The sequence below is a fragment of the Candidatus Competibacter denitrificans Run_A_D11 genome (genome assembly GCF_001051235.1).
GTDB lineage: Bacteria > Pseudomonadota > Gammaproteobacteria > Competibacterales > Competibacteraceae > Competibacter_A > Competibacter_A denitrificans.
Genome location: NZ_CBTJ020000020.1, coordinates 213,658 through 231,442, shown reverse-complemented (window position 1 = coordinate 231,442; position 17,785 = coordinate 213,658). Strand labels below are relative to the sequence as shown.

The 17,785-nt window shown below is 59.0% G+C and carries 15 protein-coding genes and 2 pseudogenes; all 17 read right to left on the bottom strand.

The annotated features are described in order from the left end of the window. Window positions 1-8: 8 nt before the first annotated feature. Window positions 9-506, bottom strand: a complete 498-nt coding sequence (folA, locus tag BN873_RS03205) for a type 3 dihydrofolate reductase (protein WP_048670545.1) — start codon at window positions 504-506, stop codon at window positions 9-11. After that, a complete protein-coding gene (locus tag BN873_RS03200; RefSeq protein ID WP_048670542.1) occupies window positions 503-1,336 on the bottom strand; it encodes a symmetrical bis(5'-nucleosyl)-tetraphosphatase in 834 nt (277 codons plus the stop codon). Before BN873_RS03200 ends, folA begins: the two co-directional genes overlap by 4 nt. Window position 1,337: 1 nt before the next feature. Beyond that, complete coding sequence (locus BN873_RS03195) at window positions 1,338-2,936, bottom strand: virulence factor family protein (protein ID WP_171820410.1); 1,599 nt, start codon at window positions 2,934-2,936, stop codon at window positions 1,338-1,340. Between the two features lie 17 nt (window positions 2,937-2,953). Next, the gene (gene mprF / locus BN873_RS03190) at window positions 2,954-5,512 is read right to left on the bottom strand and encodes a bifunctional lysylphosphatidylglycerol flippase/synthetase MprF (RefSeq protein ID WP_048670537.1); all 2,559 of its coding nucleotides are present in this window, start codon (window positions 5,510-5,512) and stop codon (window positions 2,954-2,956) included. Then, window positions 5,509-5,988: a dihydroneopterin triphosphate diphosphatase gene (gene nudB, locus BN873_RS03185; protein ID WP_048670534.1), complete on the bottom strand. Its 480-nt coding sequence runs from the start codon at window positions 5,986-5,988 to the stop codon at window positions 5,509-5,511. The genes mprF and nudB overlap by 4 nt, the downstream gene beginning before the upstream one ends. A 7-nt stretch (window positions 5,989-5,995) precedes the next feature. Further along, entirely contained in the window at window positions 5,996-7,765 is a 1,770-nt protein-coding gene (gene aspS, locus BN873_RS03180; protein ID WP_048670532.1) for an aspartate--tRNA ligase, read from the bottom strand. 340 nt (window positions 7,766-8,105) lie between these two features. After that, window positions 8,106-8,306, bottom strand: a pseudogene (locus BN873_RS03175) (transposase); the annotation flags it as partial. 76 nt (window positions 8,307-8,382) lie between these two features. Continuing rightward, window positions 8,383-9,147: a metallophosphoesterase family protein gene (locus BN873_RS03170; protein ID WP_048670530.1), complete on the bottom strand. Its 765-nt coding sequence runs from the start codon at window positions 9,145-9,147 to the stop codon at window positions 8,383-8,385. Window positions 9,148-9,409: 262 nt separating this feature from the next. Further along, window positions 9,410-9,832 carry an HIT family protein gene (locus tag BN873_RS03165; protein WP_048670528.1) on the bottom strand — a complete coding sequence of 141 codons (423 nt, stop codon included), beginning with the start codon at window positions 9,830-9,832 and terminating at the stop codon, window positions 9,410-9,412. A 28-nt stretch (window positions 9,833-9,860) separates the two neighbouring features. Then, window positions 9,861-11,363, bottom strand: a complete 1,503-nt coding sequence (locus BN873_RS03160) for an ArnT family glycosyltransferase (RefSeq protein WP_048670526.1) — start codon at window positions 11,361-11,363, stop codon at window positions 9,861-9,863. Beyond that, entirely contained in the window at window positions 11,356-12,384 is a 1,029-nt protein-coding gene (locus BN873_RS20775) for a glycosyltransferase family 2 protein (RefSeq protein WP_048670722.1), read from the bottom strand. Before BN873_RS20775 ends, BN873_RS03160 begins: the two co-directional genes overlap by 8 nt. 102 nt (window positions 12,385-12,486) lie before the next feature. Next, window positions 12,487-12,987: pseudogene (locus BN873_RS20770) on the bottom strand (phosphatase PAP2 family protein); the annotation flags it as partial. Then, window positions 12,980-13,915, bottom strand: a complete 936-nt coding sequence (locus BN873_RS03150) for a lysylphosphatidylglycerol synthase transmembrane domain-containing protein (RefSeq protein WP_242434362.1) — start codon at window positions 13,913-13,915, stop codon at window positions 12,980-12,982. The gene BN873_RS03150 and the pseudogene BN873_RS20770, both read right to left, overlap by 8 nt. Continuing rightward, window positions 13,916-14,764 carry a phosphatase PAP2 family protein gene (locus tag BN873_RS03145; protein ID WP_139031636.1) on the bottom strand — a complete coding sequence of 283 codons (849 nt, stop codon included), beginning with the start codon at window positions 14,762-14,764 and terminating at the stop codon, window positions 13,916-13,918. Beyond that, window positions 14,734-16,362 carry an ArnT family glycosyltransferase gene (locus BN873_RS03140; RefSeq protein ID WP_071243974.1) on the bottom strand — a complete coding sequence of 543 codons (1,629 nt, stop codon included), beginning with the start codon at window positions 16,360-16,362 and terminating at the stop codon, window positions 14,734-14,736. The genes BN873_RS03145 and BN873_RS03140 overlap by 31 nt, the downstream gene beginning before the upstream one ends. A 24-nt stretch (window positions 16,363-16,386) precedes the next feature. Further along, window positions 16,387-17,112: a DUF3108 domain-containing protein gene (locus BN873_RS03135; protein WP_048670523.1), complete on the bottom strand. Its 726-nt coding sequence runs from the start codon at window positions 17,110-17,112 to the stop codon at window positions 16,387-16,389. A 139-nt stretch (window positions 17,113-17,251) separates the two neighbouring features. After that, on the bottom strand, window positions 17,252-17,725 hold the full coding sequence (locus BN873_RS03130) for a copper chaperone PCu(A)C (protein WP_048670522.1): 474 nt from the start codon (window positions 17,723-17,725) through the stop codon (window positions 17,252-17,254). Window positions 17,726-17,785 lie beyond the last annotated feature (60 nt).

Genomic DNA, 17,785 nt, shown 5'->3' with positions numbered 1-17,785 from the left:
ACCCGCCGTTACCGATCCAGCCGTTCCCAGCGCTGAAACCGGAACGGCCAGGTGTGTTTTTCATCAGCGGGATGCGCGTCTTCCCAAACCAATGCCCATTCCGCCGGGTTCCAGTCTGGAAACCAGGTATCGCCGGGTACGTCCGCTTCCACCTGGGTCAGATACAGGCGTTTCGCCAGTGGCAAAGTCTGCTGAAACAGGATTGCGCCGCCGATCACCATAATTTCTGGCACCGCGCCCGCTGCCGTCAGCGCCTCGGCCAATGAATGAACCACTGTGCAGCCTGCCGCGTGATAACGCCGATCATCGGTTAGCACAATCATTGGTCGGCCAGGCAGCGGCCGACCGATGGATTCCCAGGTGCGTCGGCCCATCAGCAGCGGCTTGCCCATCGTGGTTTGCTTGAAGAAGCGCAAATCGGCGGGCAAATGCCACGGCAAGCGATTATCCCGCCCGATGACCCCATTCCGAGCGAGCGCGGCGACCAGGCTCAATTGCGGCGTCATGTGAGAGCGGATGCGCTGCTAACCGCCGGAACACTCCAGGCTGGAATGCCGGCTTCATCCAGGCGGATCGCGGTCAAGCGGTTGCCCCAGACGCAGCCGCTATCCAGCGCAAAAATGCCCGCCGCCCGATAGTAGCCGAGCGCCGCCCAATGGCCGAAGACGATATTGAGATCAGCGCTACGGCGACCGGGCACCGCGAACCAGGGGATTAAGCCCAAGGTTTGGCAGCCGGGAGCGCCTTTCTCGCTAAAGGACAATTTGCCGTCCGCCGTGCAAAATCGCATCCGCGTCAAGGCGTTGACCGTGAAGCGCAACCGGTCATAACCGGCCAGATCATCCCGCCAGCGCGCGGGTTCGCTGCCAAACATTTCCTTTAGAAAGGCGTTGCAATCGGCCCCTTGCAGCGTCGCTTCAACTGCGCTAGCACAGCGTTGCGCCAAGGCTAAATCCCATTGTGGCGGCAATCCGGCATGGATCATGGTAAAGCCAAGCAAAGCATCGTGATGCAACAGCGGGCGATGGCGCAGCCAAGCCAGCAGTTCCTCATGATCGGGTGCGTCAAGAATGGAGTGAAACGTATCTTTTCGTTTCGGTTTGACATGACCGGCCGCTACCGCAAGCAAGGTCAGGTCGTGATTGCCCAACACGGCGACTGCCCGCGCTCCCAAACTCCGCACGAAGCGCAACACCTCCACCGACTGCGGACCCCGGTTGATTAAATCCCCGACCAGCCACAGCGTATCAGTGGCGGGATCGAACCGCATGGCATCCAGCAAGCGCCGCAGTGGGTCGTAACAGCCTTGAATATCACCAATTGCATAAATCGCCATATTAACGGGGCGTCGGTGGTTGTGGTGCTTGGGCCGGCTGGGTCGGCTGGGCCGGTTGAGCCGGTTGAGCCGGTTGAGCCGGTTGAATCGGCTGGCTGGTGGGTTGTGGTGCCTGGGTTGGTTGAGTTGGCTGGTTTGGTTGCATAAACGGTGGTGGGCCTACCGGGCCAGGGGTCGGCGCGGCGGCGGCTACGGGCGCTTGAACCGTCTTCACCGTGGGGAGCTGATCGAGAATCCGCTTCGCCACCCCGGGATAGTCTTCGTCAAAGTGATGATCGCCTGGCATGGGGTTAGTGATAACACCTATATCGGCAAGCTTCGGGCAGAGGGCATCGTCTTCCTCAGTTCCGTAGATGCACAAACGCTTCAGTTCTTTCAATTTTTCTACTTCCGGGCGAACCGGTTGATCCCCTGCTGCGGGTGCGTCACTAATCCAATTGCGCAAATTGAATTCAAAGGCCGCGTGCGTGGAGAGGCCAAGAAAAACCACCAGCTCAATCTTTTCCCGCAAGCTTTGCGGTAAACGGTTGATAACCGCCGGTAATACATCGGCCCCGAATGAATAGCCGATCAGGACGATGCGCTCTTTTTTCCAACTCGCCAGGTAATAGCGTAACGCCCGTTCCAAATCCAGCGCCACTTCATCCGGCTGACGCGCTTTCCAGAAGTAACTGAGCGAGTCCCACCCGATGGTTGGCAAGCCGTTCTTGGCCAGTTCCGCCGTGACCGCCCGGTCAAGCAGCGCCCAGCCGCCATCGCCTGATAGCATCACCGCCAATTGCGGCCGCTCAGCGCCCGCAGGTACCGGAACTTCGGTCAGCGGCACGCCCACGACATTCGCGTCCGGTTGCACTTGTCTGACGATGCTGGGATCAAGCCATTGCATCAAGGCCGTCACTTGCGGCAGCCAGCTCTTGACCCCTTCCGTACCGGCGACCTCGGACCAACGCGCCAATTGGACCGATTTGACGAATTGGCTCGCTATGGCAGCATCGCAGGTTGGCCGATTTTGAAAGACGAACCAGGTGGTAGGCAGCCGAGCCACCGGCAGCAACGACAAGCTTTTGTTATCGGTCACCTTGGCGCCGTCCAGGTTATTCGCGCCCTGGCATAGTGGCTTGTGCAAAGCCAGTTCTGGGCAGAAATCCACGCTCACACCAGCGTGAAACCGATCATTCGATGCCTGGACCAGCGCCGCGTAGGTCAAAGCCGCCCCGGCGCCAACACCGACCAGAATTGGGGGCTGATGAGTGGCGATAGGGTAGCGCTGCTCGATGAGCCGATTAAGTCGGTCGAGATCGCCCGCAAGATCGGCACATGTCGCCTCCGACCGGTCAAGCCGGGCTACATAGTCGTCCAGATTGATGCCCGCCACCACATAATCGAGTTTGGCGATTTCCCTGGCCACAGCGGCCATCTCCGGTTTCCAACCCCCCGACCCGGCAGCCAGCAGAGCAACGCCTTTCGGTTCATCGCTACCCTGGTAAATCGCCAGCTTGCCGAAACCAGGCTCGTCGAGCGTTTCCTCGACCAGCTCCGCCCACACGGGAGCACCCGCTATAGCGGCAACTAAACCTAACATCAGTGACCATTTAGGCATCGGCTGCTCTCTCATTGTTATTTTCCGATCACGCCTCGAAAACCACCGGCGATCAACGCCGTCAAATCGCTCAGCACCCGCGGCAAAATCAAGCCGCCCGGCGCCGCCAAATAGCGGGCTTCCCACTCAGGAGAAAATTTATCTTTGTATTGATGAAGCCCGCGAAAATTGTAAAACGTCTCGCCACCGCCAAACACCAGCGCCCCAAACCGGTTCCACAATGGCGCGAAGCTACGGTTTTGTAACCCAGCCAACGGCGCCATTCCCAAGTTGAACCACTCGTAACCCTGCGCTCGGCCCCACAGCATCGTTTGGATGAACAGATAATCCATCAAACCGTTCGGGCTGTCCGGTGGATAACGCATCAAATCCACCGACAGTTCACAGCCGCCCGCTTGCCAGAGATTGGCGAATGCCACCGCCTGTGCAGCGTGCCAGACGACGGCAACCGCACCACTGCACACATAGTCTTCGTTGAAAAATCCCAGCGAAAAACCCTTTTCCCGGCTGTTTTTAGCACTGAGCCAGGCATCGGAAAGCTGGCGTAGCTGTGGCAGCAACGCGGGCACGGCGGCAGGTTCGATAACCTCGAAACGGTAGCCTTCCCGCTCCAACCGGTTGACGTTGTTGCGCATGGTTTTGCGCGCTTTGCCATCGAGCGAGAAATCAGCCAAGCGGACTCGCGCTTCCTCACCAAATTTCAATAAGGTCAAGCCCAGTTCCACATACAGCCCCAGATTGTCGGGGCGTACCTGATAAAACACCGGCCAACCATCATGGCGTTCGCACAGTGTGCGAAATTCCCAGGCTAATTCCCGGCGATCCTCCTCACGAAAAGCCACTGGATCGCCCATTGCCACCCAGGTCCGACCCGCCACACCGTACATCAGGAACGCATCGTGACCTGGAGCAAACAGCAGGGCCTTGTCGCCCAGCAGCGCCAAGTGAGCGTAGCTGTGCGGGAACGCTGCAACCATCGTGCGGGCTTGGGCAAGCTCATCAGGCGTCGGCAGGGTTGGTTCGAACACGGCTGGTCGCAGTAACTTCGCAACCCCAAAGAATAGCGCTACTCCCAGCGCCCCCACCATGGCACGTAAAAAGCGCGGCGCCTCGCCTTCGCCACTAAAGCTAAAGGCCCACCACAGCGAATGCGAATACTCCAGATGCTTGTAGGAGAAAACACCCAACCAGATCGACGAGATGAGCACCAAAGCGATGGTTGCTAGCCAGCCCGCCGTAAACCGCTCACCGAAGAGTGATGCCCGGCGATAGAATTGCCGCCGCGAGGGTAGCAAACCGGCCAGCAAAAACGCCAGAATGACCGCCTCTTCATAATCGCCACCTTTCAACAGCGAAGCGACGATGCCGGTGGCAAGAAGAATGACCGCTAGCAACCAAGCGGCATCCAGCCGGCGTTGCAAACCGCGTGCGAGCAACAACAAACTCATCCCAATCAAGCTGCTGGCAAAATGCGAAACTTCCAGCACCGACAGCGGCAGCAAATCTTCCAGCCAATCTAAGCGCGCTTGCACCGCTGGAGTCGCGGCTGAAACCAACAGCACCGCGCCGCTGATTAACGCCAGGAACGCGACGACATGCGGCAATAAGACCGGCACCCACGGCCCCACCATGCGCGGCAACCACAGTACCCGCTCCCGCTGATGGCGCAATTCGTAGGCACCGAGCGTGATCGCCGCCAAGCCTAAAGGCAACAGATAGTAGATTGAACGATAGGCCAGGAGCGCGCCGAACAAATCCGCCGACGGGACCTGATCGCGCAGCAACAGCAAGATCAGGGACTCGAACACGCCCAGACCACCCGGCACATGGCTGAGCAAACCAACAAGCTGGGCCACCAGAAAGATGCCAAGTATCCGGCCGAATCCGGCATCGACACCCGGCGGCAATAAGGCATACAGCACCACGCTCGCCATCACCCAATCGAGCGCTCCCACCATGATTTGCGGCAAGGCCAAGCGTGGACGGACCATCGGCAATGCCCACGGATCTAGCGGAATCGGTCGCCGCCGCAACACGCCAAGCAACACATAAAGCACGGGTGGTGTCAGCAGCAGCGTACCCAGCCAGCGGCTATCCAAAACCAGATAAGGGATCGTAGCCAAATCCAGCGGGTTCAATGCCAGGATCGCGCCACCGATGGTCAGAATGCCCAGCCATAAGGTGAGCGTGGTGAACATGACGATTTTGGCGATTTCCACCGTCGTCAGGCCCCAGCTCGAATACAAACGGTAACGCAGTGAGCTGGAGGTCAACACCGATAGCCCTACCGAATTGCTGAAGGCATAGCTGAGCAATGCGGCGAAGCCAAACTGGCGCCAAGGCAGCGGCCGGCGAATATAACGCAGCGCGAGCCAATCATACCCGGTGGTGACCAGATAGCTGAGCGCCGTAGCCGCCAGTGCCGTAGCGAGGTTCAACAGCGGCAACCGCCCCAAATAGGCCGTTACATCCTGATAGCGGTAGTCGGCCAACGCCTGATGGAGTGCCCACAGCGCCATCGCGAATAACCCCAAACCGATGGCCGGCCCCGCGACACGGGCGATGAGCGCTTTCATGGTAACTGCAAGATCGCCTCCCGGTTGGTCCAGGAACTCACGCAATGGGCCGCCGCCGCGCGTGGCAGCCACACTAATTCGCTGTGCTCATCAGGATTTAACAGGATGGTGCAGCGCTCCGTTAACTCGACCCGGAACACATGTTCGATATTCTCGGTCACATCGGGGGCGTAACGATTCCGCCAGGGCGGCAGAATCGGAAAGCGATTGACAATGCCGCAAGCTACCACTGTGACCGCATCGTCCAACCCGGTTTCCTCATACAATTCCCGCCGTGCCGTTATCAGCGGGTCGGTTTCCTCCCAATGCAGGCTACCGGTGACCGATTGCCAGAAATCGGCGGGCTGACGGCGGCGTAACAGCAACACATCACCGGAAATGGTATAGACCACCACCAGAACGGACTCCGGCCGTTTATAGCGGGGAGCGACCTTGGCTGACGAGCCAAAGGTTGGAAATGCGGGACTTTCATCCACCGTTAGTTTAGGGCGTGCGGCGCAAGCGGATATTGAGATCGCGTAATTGGCCTTCCGTGACCGGCGCCGGTGCTTGGGTCAGTAAACAAGCGGCAGTTTGGGTCTTGGGAAACGCCATCACTTCGCGGATTGATTTGGCGCCGGCCATCAACATCACCAACCGATCCAAGCCGAAGGCCAGGCCACCGTGTGGCGGGCAGCCAAATTTCAACGCATCCAGCAGAAACCCGAATTTGGCCGCCGCTTCCTCGGCACCGATCCCCAGCAGATCAAACACAGTGCTTTGCATATCGGGCCGATGAATACGCACCGAGCCGCCGCCGATCTCGGTGCCGTTGAGTACCATATCGTAGGCGCGCGATAGGCAGCCAGCCGGATCGGCCCGTACTTCGGCTGGATCATCGACACGCGGTGCGGTGAAGGGGTGATGCAAAGCGTTCCAGCGACCGGCCTGCTCATCCCATTCGAACATGGGGAAGTTGACGACCCACAGCGGCGCCCACTCGCGATTCATCAGACCCAAATCGGTGCCGACCCGTACCCGGAGTGCTCCCAAGGCGTCGTTAACCACTTTGGTGGTGCCCGCGCCAAAAAAGATCAGATCACCATTTTCCGCGCCGGTACGGCTCAGGATTTTAGCTAACACCTCATCGGGCAAAAACTTCACGATGGGCGACTGCAAGCCATTGCGGCCGGCTGCACTATCGTTGACCTTGATATAGGCCAAACCCTTTGCCCCGTAGCGCCCAACAAATTCGCCGTAGCCATCAATCTCACGTCGGGGAATCTTGCCGCCATCCGGCACCCGCAGCGCCGCGACCCGGCTTTTCGGGTCCTGAGCGGCAGCGGCAAAGACGTTGAACTCCACATCCGCCATCACATCCGACAGTTCGGTCAACTCCAGGGGAATGCGCAAATCCGGCTTGTCCGAGCCGTAACGCTGCATGGCAGCCTCGTAAGGCATCCGGGGAAACGGGTTCGGCAACTCAACGCCCAACACGCTGGCAAACATCGCCCGGATCATCTCCTCCATCAGATCGGTGATGGCCTGTTCATCCATAAAGGAGGTTTCGATGTCGAGCTGGGTAAACTCCGGTTGCCGATCTGCCCGCAAATCCTCGTCGCGGAAACAGCGTGCGACCTGATAATACCGATCCATTCCGGCCATCATCAGCAATTGCTTGAACAGTTGTGGTGACTGCGGCAACGCGAAGAAACTGCTGGGATGGGTGCGGCTGGGCACCAAATAATCACGGGCGCCCTCCGGTGTCGCTTTGGTCAGCATCGGGGTCTCGATATCCATAAACCCGTGCTCGTCCAGAAAACCGCGTAGCGCACTGATTGTGCGAGTACGAAGCCGCAGCCGCTCTTGCATCACCGGCCGGCGTAGGTCGAGATAGCGGTAGCGCAGCCGCACCTCCTCCGAGGTGTCATCATCATCCAATTGAAACGGCAACGGTTCCGAGCGGTTCAGAATCTCCAGGTCACGGACCAAAACTTCGACCGCACCCGTGGGCAGATTCGGGTTTTCCGTACCGGCCGGCCGGCGCCGTACCCGCCCAACCACCCGCAGTACATATTCATTGCGAACCCGCTCGGCATTGCTGAAGGCTTCCGGCACGTCGGGGTCGATCACCGCCTGCACCAACCCCTCGCGATCACGCAAATCGACGAAGATGACACCCCCATGGTCACGGCGGCGATGCGCCCAACCGCAGAGCGTAACATCTTGATCGAGCAGGGCGTCGGTGACTTGGCCGCAATAGTGACTGCGCATGAGATTCGGTTTCCGTTTTCGGGCAAAAAGTTTGCTTGATGGGATGGCGAGGAGGGGCCAAGCGGCGATTCTCCATGAAAAAAGAGATGTTACGGTTTCGACTAGCGAGTCGCAACCGCCAGATAGGGGCAACCGAATCCCGATAAAATCCGTTGCCTTGGTCGAGAGCAAAAAAAGAGCGCCCTGGGGCGCTCTTTAAGATCAAGACCTACTGCTTGTCCTGACCCTTTAACCGGCCTCTCAGCTCCAACGCACGCCATCCTAAGTTCAATTTTCCTCATTGTAAGCGCTTGCCTTGATGCCGAGAGATAGCAAGCAGGATGATTTTTCTGACCAAAGAGAGAAACCTATAGGGGCAGCCCGCCGAGAGGACATGCAAAATCCCGTTCATCACCTCGCGTACATTTACCCGCCGGCGGTTGCCTCCCGGCTTGGCTGGGCGAATCAGCGGTTCGCCCAGCCCCCACTCTTCTGGCATCAGATCGCTTGGATAGCGCAGCGTATCGCGGTTATACCGCCGCCGATTCTCGACCATCCATATCGCTTCTTTTTCTGGATGCCCCCACACCTTTCCATGATAAGGTATTATTTTCATTCGATATGTTTAGGGACGGACTCTAAGCGATATCAGCGATCAACTCTGGATCGAAGGCGGCGTTTTCGTTCTTCCCTTCTCTGGCATAGCCGCGCGGATTGCAAAGTACGCGAGTCCCTTTCACAGTGTAGTCGAAGCTATCATGGGTATGGCCGTGGACCCATAACACGACGCGCTCTTTGCCCATCAAGTACTCCAGATCGGAGACAAAGCACGCACTCAATGGCGCTGTAGCGAAGCGAGGGTGGAGACTTTTCGGCGAGGGGGCATGATGGGTGATCACCACCGTTGGCCCGGCAAATGGCTCAGCCAACTTAGCTTGCAACCACGCGGAATGACGCTCGAACAGATCAATCGCGTCGGTAGGTGAAAATGGCTGGCCACCCACCTCATCGGTATCGATCCGGCTGAAATCACGCACGAAAACCAGCGCTTGCGCCATCGCCCATTCGCACTGTTCACCCACACCGAACAGCTTGAAATCACTCCACAGAGTTGCGCCCAGAAACCGTACTCCCCCGATCTCGGTTTCGTCGCAATCCAGGATCTGGATGCTGGTATTTTCGGTCAGGCGTTTCAATTCCCGCATGGTGCCATTGAGGCTGCCGCCATAAAACTCGTGGTTACCCGCCACGTAAATGACTGGCTGCGCGAAAGTAGTTGCCCAAGCAATCGCTTCTTGAGGACGTGCGATGTCTCCTGCCAGAATCACCACATCGGCATCAGTCTGTGGCGTTGCGAGCGGACTGACATTGATATGCGGGTCGGAGAGAATGTGCAACCGCATGGATTCAAAAACTCATTAGCGAGAAAACGGGTTAAAACCGATACCAGTTCTGGCGCACCGGTGCGAGTGACCGGTAGCGTAAGCGATCAGCCAAGCTTACAGTACCGGCTCCTATCTTCACAGTGTTGCGCATTAAACAATCTGGTTTTGGGGTGTGACACTTGCCAATCATAGCCTACAACTAGCAGATGTTTCTGCTGTGTTCTTCCAGCATCCCTACTCTATACCAGACAAAGGCGTGAGAAAGCCGTCTGTATCGCAATTAAGCGCCCAAGGCATCACGTATCCGCTCAGCCAGTGCCTTCAGTTCCTCAGACTTAGCGGGTGCTCGCCCATGGGTGCCGATGCGCTGGCCTTCCTGCATCGGGATGAGATGAACATGATAGTGCAGCACCGTCTGGCCAGCGGCGGCGCCATTGGTTTGGACGATGCGGATACCGTCCGGTGCCAGTGCTGACCGGATCGCACGGGCGAGGCGCTGGACTGTCTTCGTCACCGCGAAAAGATCAGCCTCAGTAATCTCCATCAGGTTGGCGGCGTGGGTCTTGGGAATCACCAGCGTATGGCCAGGACTGGCCGGCTGGATATCCATGAAGATCAAGGTCTGCGCATCCTCGGCAACCTTAACGGACGGAATTTTACCCTGGACGATCTTGCAGAAGACGCAATCGGTGGCTTCGGTCATGGCGCTCAACTCTGTGGACAGGATGGATTCAATAGCTATTGGGGGCCGGCCAGGCGACCGGCCGATAGCCGGTACAGTGCCAGGCGTAAAGGGTTCGCAACAGGCTACCATCGGCCGCGCGGGCCGGTACTGGAGGCAGGGGATGACACGCGGTGAATGCACTCTGCAAGCGGGGTGAAATCTCATTACGGGTCGCCACATACACCCCATCGCGACCCACTTCACGGCCAATACCGGGCCAAAAATCGTGCTGGCTAAACCGTCGGCTTTCAGCGACTAAATAGATTGGTAAACGCTGCGGCCAATAAAACGCGATTTCTCCCGCCAAATGATAATTGGGCACCATCAAAAAATGCACATCGCCCACTTGCCGGGCAACGATCTGGACTGGTTTTTCCCACAGACGCAAATCCTTAAACGGCGCCTTGGCCAGTGATAAACCAATCAGTGCCGGGAAAAAGGTGATGGCTAGTAGCACGACAGAGCTGGCCATGCCCGCGACCACCAACCGTCGCCAACCGGCGGTCAGACGATCAATGTGGCCGGCGAATAACACTAGCAAACCGATGTAAGCCGGTGCCGGCCAATTTAGTTGCACTTTGTTGACCGTCGCCTTGAGGAAAAAAAATGCCAGAACGGCGAATGACAGGCCCCATAACAGCCGCTGCTCCGGTGCGCACGGCAGTCGCGCCAACACGCGAAACAGCGCAATGGCGACTAAAGGCGATAGCACCAACCATTGCCCGACCAGGAACTCCAGTAAATCGCGCAGATTTTCGATCCAACCACCGGAAGGCGCGGCTTCGAGCACATGGCCGCGCTCGTGACGAAGCATCGCCCAATCATGGCCTGCGTTCCAAAGAAGGATCGGAGTCAGCAACAAGACCGTTAACAGCAATCCACCCCACGGCGGCCAACGCCGCAGTTCACGGCGCCAGGCCGGCACCAACAACAGGCCCAGCCCTACAAAAAAAGGCAGCAAGCCGATACTTAGCTTGGCCAGACCGCCGATGCCGACCGCCGCACCGAACTCGTACCAGGCGCTGGTCTGGCCTCGGTACAACGCTCGCCACACGGCCCACAAGCCCCAAGTCCAACACACGAACAGAAAGATGTCGGTGGTCATCACCTGACCGAGCGGAAAATACAGTGGCGTGGTCAATCCCAGCGCCACGGCCCACCAGCCCGCCCGGCGGTTTTCCCATAACTGGCGAGCAAAGCAAAACAGCAAGATCAGAAAAATATCGTAGGCCAACCAGGCAAACAGTCGGATTTGCCACTCGCCGTGACCGAATAGGGCGGTGCTGAGGGCAATCAGCCAGGCGACCAGCGGGCCTTTCGAGTAATAACTCCAGCCAAGTTGTTGCGACCATTCCCAGTATTGGGCTTCGTCAAAATGCAGATCGAAACCAACCACCTCGGCAAGGAAGAACCGCAGAACCGGCAACGCAATAGCCAGCGCTGCGAACAAGATCAACTCGTGACGGGGCAACGCAAGATCGCCACCAGCGGTGGGGGGCAGTTCAGCCATCTGGCATCTGCCAGCCCGCATCGGGCGTCAATGCCAGCCCGCTATCCGGACGCACGGCATAGGATGAATTAGCGCTGGAAGACAAATAGGTCCGGGTGATCAATTCACTCAACACCCCGGTCGTTAGAAATTGCACGGCCATCAGGACCAGAAGGACACCGACCAACAGCAAGGGTCGAGTACCGATGTTGGCTGCGAAAAACAGTTTTTGTACCAGCAGGTCAAAAAGGATTAATAAACCCACGCCGCCGCTGGCCAAGCCGATGCGGCCAAAGAAATGGCCCGGCCGGGTCAAAAAGCGCAGAAAGAAATACACCGACAGTAAATCCACGACGACGCGGAAGGCGCGGCCGATGCCGTATTTCGATTCCCCATGGACACGCGCGCGATGATTGACCACCTCCTCGCGGATGCGGCTGGGTGCGGTTCGCACCGACATCCAGGCCGGGATAAAACGGTGCATCTCCCCATACAGCCGCACCTGTTTGATGACCGCTGACCGGTAGACCTTGAGGCTGCAACCGTAATCATGTAGGCGCACACCGGTGATATTGCCGATTAGCCGATTGGCAATCCGCGAAGGGATGGTGCGCAGCCAAACATTATCCTGGCGCTGTTGCCGCCAGCCGACCACCAGATCGAGTTCCTCGGTCAGCAAGCGCCCAACCAAGCGGGGAATATCGGAGGGGTCGTTTTGTAAATCCCCGTCCAGGGTGGCGATCACGTCGCCGCGCGCGGCATCAATACCCGCCTGCATCGCAGCGGTCTGACCGAAATTACGTTGCAGGATCAAGGCACGCATATGCGGCCCGTAGCGCTTGGCTTCTTCAGACAGCCGTTCGGCAGTACCGTCGGTGCTGCCATCATCCACTGCGATCAACTCCCACGGGTAGGGATAGACGGCCAGTGCTTGATGAATGCCAGCCAGCAGGGGAGCGACATTATCTAACTCATTATAAAGCGGCACCACCAGCGACAGGCGGTGCGGCGGCAAGGCCGCGTGATGATCGATTCGACTCATGAAACTCTCGGTTGCAGGTACTTCAGAGGTATCGCCAGCGACAGCGCGGGTCACAGTAAATAAAGCCTGATAGCGGATGGCCAGCCAAGCGCCCAATCCGCCGATCAACCCACCGATGGCCGCACCTGCCAGTACCTGGCTGGGGTAGTGTTTGCCCAGGTAAATCCGCGACAGCGCCACCAGGACCGCGATGAAAAACAGCCCACTGCGCCAGCCGCGCCACGGGGTGGCAAACGCCACGAAGGTAGCGGCGGCAAAGAAATTGATGGCATGGTTGGACGGCATTCCATTGGGATCGGAGCCGCATGGCCCGACCAAAGGGCCGCCAAAACCGCGCAATTGCTCGAATATCGCCTGGCACGGCCGTGGCTCATCAAACAGATCTTTAAGAACGCCGCCGAGTAGATCGCCACATGCCACCGTCACGACCAACAGCAAAAACAGTTTGCCGCTCGCTGGGCCGTAGCGGCGAATACTATCGTAAAGCAAGAAACCCGCGAGCGGCAAAGCGAACCAACCTCGCTGCGACACCCACCAAAAGAAGCCATCGAGGAAGGGGTGAGACCAACCCTGATTGATCCACAGCAGCAGGTGCTCATCCATGGCGGAGCATCGCCGTCGCGTGCAGATCGCGCCGGAGCCAGAGTGCCAGTGCACCACCCACCAGCGATAAGCCAAGCATAAACAGGTGCAGATTGACGGCGGCCGTTAGCGCTGCGGTCGGTGCAACGCCAAATGGAGCCAATGCCGCAACAACACCGGCCTCATAGGTGCCGGCGCCTGCGATCCCGTGGACCGGCAAGATGCTGGTCAAATCCCCGCCGATGGCGCCCATCACTGCCGCCGCGCCTGGCATCGCGGCGAACAGGCGTAAAATCCAGGCGAACACTGCCAATTTCACCAGCCAGTTAAGCTGCGTCCAAAACCACGCGCGCCAAAACGCGGTCGGCGTCTGTGGCAAGCCATGACGCGCACCAGCCAGCCGCTCCTGCCAGCGGGTGGGCAACCGCTCGCCAAACTTGGCTAATGCCCGTGTCGGCCGCAATTGGAATAACCACCAGGGCAAACTCAGCCAAAAGGCCGTCAGCAAGCCCGCCCATCCCACATCCAACCACCGGCCACCGATAGCGAGCAACGCGACCGCCGCCAGCGCGTGCAAGTCCATCAACCGAAACCACAACAACGCCGCCAGCGAAGTCGCCAGCGGGGTCGCAAAATAGCGGGCCATCAGCACAGGAAACGATACCTCGCCGGTGCGCATCGGTAAGAAATTATTGAGCAGATTATGCAACAGAGTCAGCTTGAGACAGGCGGCAAAGCCGCCGCGCGTACCAGGCAAGAAGTAATCGTACAGCCGCAACGCCCGCGCCGCATAGCTGCCCAGTGTCAGCAGCGCCGCAAACGCCAAGGCGGTCGGCGGAATGGCCCGCCAGGGCGCCAACAACGTGCTCCACCCGACCGCCCACTGGATGCCGACCAAAACTAGCGCGAGCAGGCCGAAACCGACGAACCAGCGCGCTTGCAATGCCACTTAGTGCGGCTCCGCTGCGGGCTTGACGCGCGCCGCCGCCTGCCGCTCCAATCGGATCTGATACAACGTTCCCAGTAACGCTAGCGCCATCAAAATCCGCCGCCAGCCGTCGGTTTGCGGATAGCCGGTCTGGTAATACAACAACCCGGTCAGGGCGCATCCCACCAATAGAAGCGTTAAACAGCGGCGGCCCATCGGCGTGATGCCCCACGACCAGCGGCGTGCCCAAAGGGTGCCGAGTACCGCCCCCAGCCAGCCTGCCACGATCCCGCCTAACACATCTAGCGGCCAATGTGCGCCGACGACCACCCGCGATAATCCAACCAGCCCCGCGCAGAGCAATAATGGTCCTGCCAGCCAGCGTCGCCACCGGGCCGACAGCCATAGCATCAGGACGCCGACAAAGGTAAATACGGTGGCTGTATGGCCTGAGGGAAACGAGCGGGACAAAAAAGCCTGGCCGATGACGTGAAACTGATCCAGCGGTAAGAGCGAGGCGGGCCGGGGTATATGCAGCGCCTGCTTGAAACCTTGCACGAATAGCGTGGCGAGCAATCCCGCCAGCAAACCGCTCCATGCCAGTTCCGGCCAGCGGCGAGCCAACGGCAACAGCAGCGCGAGCGCAATCAGCGTATCCCCCAAAATGGTCACATGCGCCCAAAACCCATCACCGGTATAGGCCGATAAGCGGTTAAATCCCAGAAACAAGGGCCGGTCGGCCGCCAACAGCAGGATCGCCACCATGCCAGCCAGCGCCGCCAGCGGCAAATCCCACTGCCAGGAATTCCAGCGGCGCTGCGAACTGCGGTTAGCAGCCATCACGGCAGAATGCCCGGATTGCTGGGACAAGCGGAGACACCCGCAACGCAACGACCCGCGCTCTCACTGCTCATGCGCACCAAGGCGATGCCGTGCCGCTGATAAAGCATTTCGTGCGGGCCTAGCTCCGACAAGCGTGCGGTTTTAGTCAGCACCACCTCACCGGGTCGAGGCGCCCGCCGGTCAACGATCCGCGCGCTGTAAACACTAAAGCTGGGCAGATTGACACCCCACATGACCAAGGGCACTTGCGGGTACTGGCGGGCGAGCAAACCGGCTTCCTTGATGGGCTGTTGGCGAACCTGCGCCACTAACGGCAGAATCTGCCCAGACACCAGGAAAACCAACAGCAATCCGCTCATGATCAATTTATAGGCCGGCGCCAGTCGCTGTTCGCGCATGAAATAAACGGTCAGTGCGGCACTCGCCAGCAGCCACCCATAGTAGCTGAGCGGGAACACCAGCCCTGCCAACTGCGCATGAGCCAGATCATCCCGTATCCGTGGCAGAGCGAGCTGTGCCAGTCCAGGTAAAGCCAATAACAACCCCAGAAACAGCAGTTGCGGCAACAGCAACCAGCCAGCCGGGCCGGGCCGCTCGTCCAGCTCTCGCGCCATCAGCAGGAAGAGGCCCGTATAACCGTAGGTCAGATAATGCGGCAGCTTGGTGGCCGCCAGCGAAAACAGCACGAACACCAGGCCGAACCAGATGAGCAGGTAACGGCCCAGGCCGTCAGCGAAGAGGTTTCGGGAACGTGCCAGCGTCCGTAGCAAAAGGGTGGTATGCGGCAACAGGCCGACCAGCACGACCGGCAGGTAATACCACCAACCGCCGCTATGGCCTTCCAGTGGCTGCTGAAAGCGGCCCACGTTGTGATCCCCGAAAAAGCCCCAGAAAAACCCGGCACCCTCACGCAGGTATTGCGCAAGATACCAAGGCGAGGCAATGGCCAGGAAGAACGCCCACGCCCGCCAATCGGCGATCAGCCGCAACCAGGCCCGCCACTCACCGCGTGAGAAGCAATAAAGAAGGCTGACCCCGGCCGGGATAACCACCGCCACCGGGCCTTTCGTCAGAAAGCCCAGGCCCATCGTTGCGGCGCTGGCGTAGAGCCAACCCCGGTGCCCTTCCCGCAAATATAAATACAAACTCATCAAGCTGGCGGCCAACAGCAGGTTAAGCAACGCATCGGCGGTGGCTGCTTTGCCGATCACCGTCACCGCCAGTGAAGTGGCCAGCAGAGAGGCCGCCAATAGACCCTGCCGTGTACCAGCCACCCGCTGCCCGAACAGAAAGACCAGCAATGTCCACGCTGTGGCTGCCAGCGCTGAGGGTAGGCGGAAGGCAAATTCGTTGACGCCGAGCGCAACCAGACTGACGGCCTGTAGCCAATAACTCAGAATCGGCTTGTCGTAACGCGGCTGACCGTTGAGATAGGTGGACATGAAATCGTCGCGCAAAAACATCTCACGGGTCGCTTGGCCGAACGCACCTTCGTCCAAATCGAACAGAGCCACTGCCTCAAGCTGGTAAAAGAAGCTGAGAAACAGGGCCAACGCTAGCAAAGCATAGAGCGGATAGTCACCCGGTTTGCGGGCGATGAGTGAACCGTGCGCTGGCGGTATCAAGGGAACGGCTCGATAGCGTTCGCGTCAACGGTCGAGCGCACGAATTTCCATTCGCAGCAACTCCTTGCCGTCCTTGTGTTGGGCGATACGCACCGGCAAATACTGCAAGTCTGGCGCGAACCAAAAGCGGGTGATCCGGGTCTTGCCCGGTTTGGACTGACTGATACGCACGGCCCGCAGTTTGCCGAGCGACGTATCCAGCGTTTCCTCGCCCTCGTTGTTGATTTGATAGCTCTTGATTTCGGTTTCGTCGGCCAAGCTGTACTGATCGGCCAAGTGGCCACGGCGTAAATCGGCCATGACTCGCAAGTTCAAACTCAACGGATCGAGAACCCCCGGCGTCAGCGGCAAGGAGGCGTGTGCCTCGTTATCGCGTGCTTCCAGTCGGTTGGCCGCCCAGTCGAATTGCAATTGTACCGTCTGTTTTTTCTTGGACGTTTCCATCCGCCGTTCGTAGTGGGTCGGGCGAATCACCTCAGCACGAATCTCGCCTCTGACCTGTTCGTCGATCTGACCAGAGACCAACAAGGTGGCCAAGGCGTTGGGCCGTACTTCGGAACGCATCTGATAGGTACCCGGACCAGTCGCGGCCAAGGTCATGACAGCTTCGCCAATCGGAATGCCTGAGCCGTACACTTCAAAACGTGCCCGAAATGGGCTGACCGGCAACGGGTCAGCATCGGCTTGTGCCACAGAACAGCCCAAGAGCAACGAAGCCACCAGTACAGCGGTGCGCAGGGAGAGCGTCATGGGAAGAAACATCCTCGCCGATTCTGAGGCCGGCAAACGGTTGCAAGGGCCATAGCCGATCATAAAGCATTCACGGCTGCCGGAGAGCGGGCGGCCCGGTACTCGATAACGTGGTGATTCAGAGTCGGAGTGACCGGTTTCACTGGCCGTGACCGGCGTGCGACGCAGCAGCGGCGGCTCCCTCGCGTTTGAGAACGGGTACAGTGATTTGCACCGTCCCGGCTTTTTCAAAGCGCAAGGCCAAGGGCACGCTTTGGCTGGCTCGCAAGGGCTGCTTCAATTCGATCAACATGATGTGCAACCCGCCCGGCTTCAGCGCTGTGGTGGCGCCAGCGGCCAAGTCAACCGCTTCGATTTTCCGCATTCGCATTATATCGCCTTCAAACTGGGTCGCGTGCAATTCGGTTTGGTTAGCCGTTGCTTCCGCCTGGGCGCTGAGCAGCCGATCCGCAGCGCCGCTGTTGACGATATCCAGATAAATAGCGGCCGTTTTCGCCGCCGGCGGCATCTCCGGCAGCCGCGCATTTTCGATACGAATACCGCCGCCTTCACCGGCGGCGAACGCCGGCGCGCTGAGCATCAGCAGGAACAAACAGGATAGAGTCGTTTTCATCAGGGGATTTCTCCGTATAGTAGCCACGCTTACCTTACAATATTATTGCCCTTTCGTCAG

Excerpts from the sequence above, each read along its gene's own strand:
- folA (WP_048670545.1), bottom strand. The coding sequence starts at position 506 with ATGACGCCGCAATTGAGCCTGGTCGCCGCGCTCGCTCGGAATGGGGTC.
- BN873_RS03200 (WP_048670542.1), bottom strand. The coding sequence starts at position 1,336 with ATGGCGATTTATGCAATTGGTGATATTCAAGGCTGTTACGACCCACTG.
- BN873_RS03195 (WP_171820410.1), bottom strand. The coding sequence starts at position 2,936 with ATGCCTAAATGGTCACTGATGTTAGGTTTAGTTGCCGCTATAGCGGGT.
- mprF (WP_048670537.1), bottom strand. The coding sequence starts at position 5,512 with ATGAAAGCGCTCATCGCCCGTGTCGCGGGGCCGGCCATCGGTTTGGGG.
- aspS (WP_048670532.1), bottom strand. The coding sequence starts at position 7,765 with ATGCGCAGTCACTATTGCGGCCAAGTCACCGACGCCCTGCTCGATCAA.
- BN873_RS03170 (WP_048670530.1), bottom strand. The coding sequence starts at position 9,147 with ATGCGGTTGCACATTCTCTCCGACCCGCATATCAATGTCAGTCCGCTC.
- BN873_RS03165 (WP_048670528.1), bottom strand. The coding sequence starts at position 9,832 with ATGACCGAAGCCACCGATTGCGTCTTCTGCAAGATCGTCCAGGGTAAA.
- BN873_RS03160 (WP_048670526.1), bottom strand. The coding sequence starts at position 11,363 with ATGGCTGAACTGCCCCCCACCGCTGGTGGCGATCTTGCGTTGCCCCGT.
- BN873_RS20775 (WP_048670722.1), bottom strand. The coding sequence starts at position 12,384 with ATGAGTCGAATCGATCATCACGCGGCCTTGCCGCCGCACCGCCTGTCG.
- BN873_RS03135 (WP_048670523.1), bottom strand. The coding sequence starts at position 17,112 with ATGACGCTCTCCCTGCGCACCGCTGTACTGGTGGCTTCGTTGCTCTTG.
- BN873_RS03130 (WP_048670522.1), bottom strand. The coding sequence starts at position 17,725 with ATGAAAACGACTCTATCCTGTTTGTTCCTGCTGATGCTCAGCGCGCCG.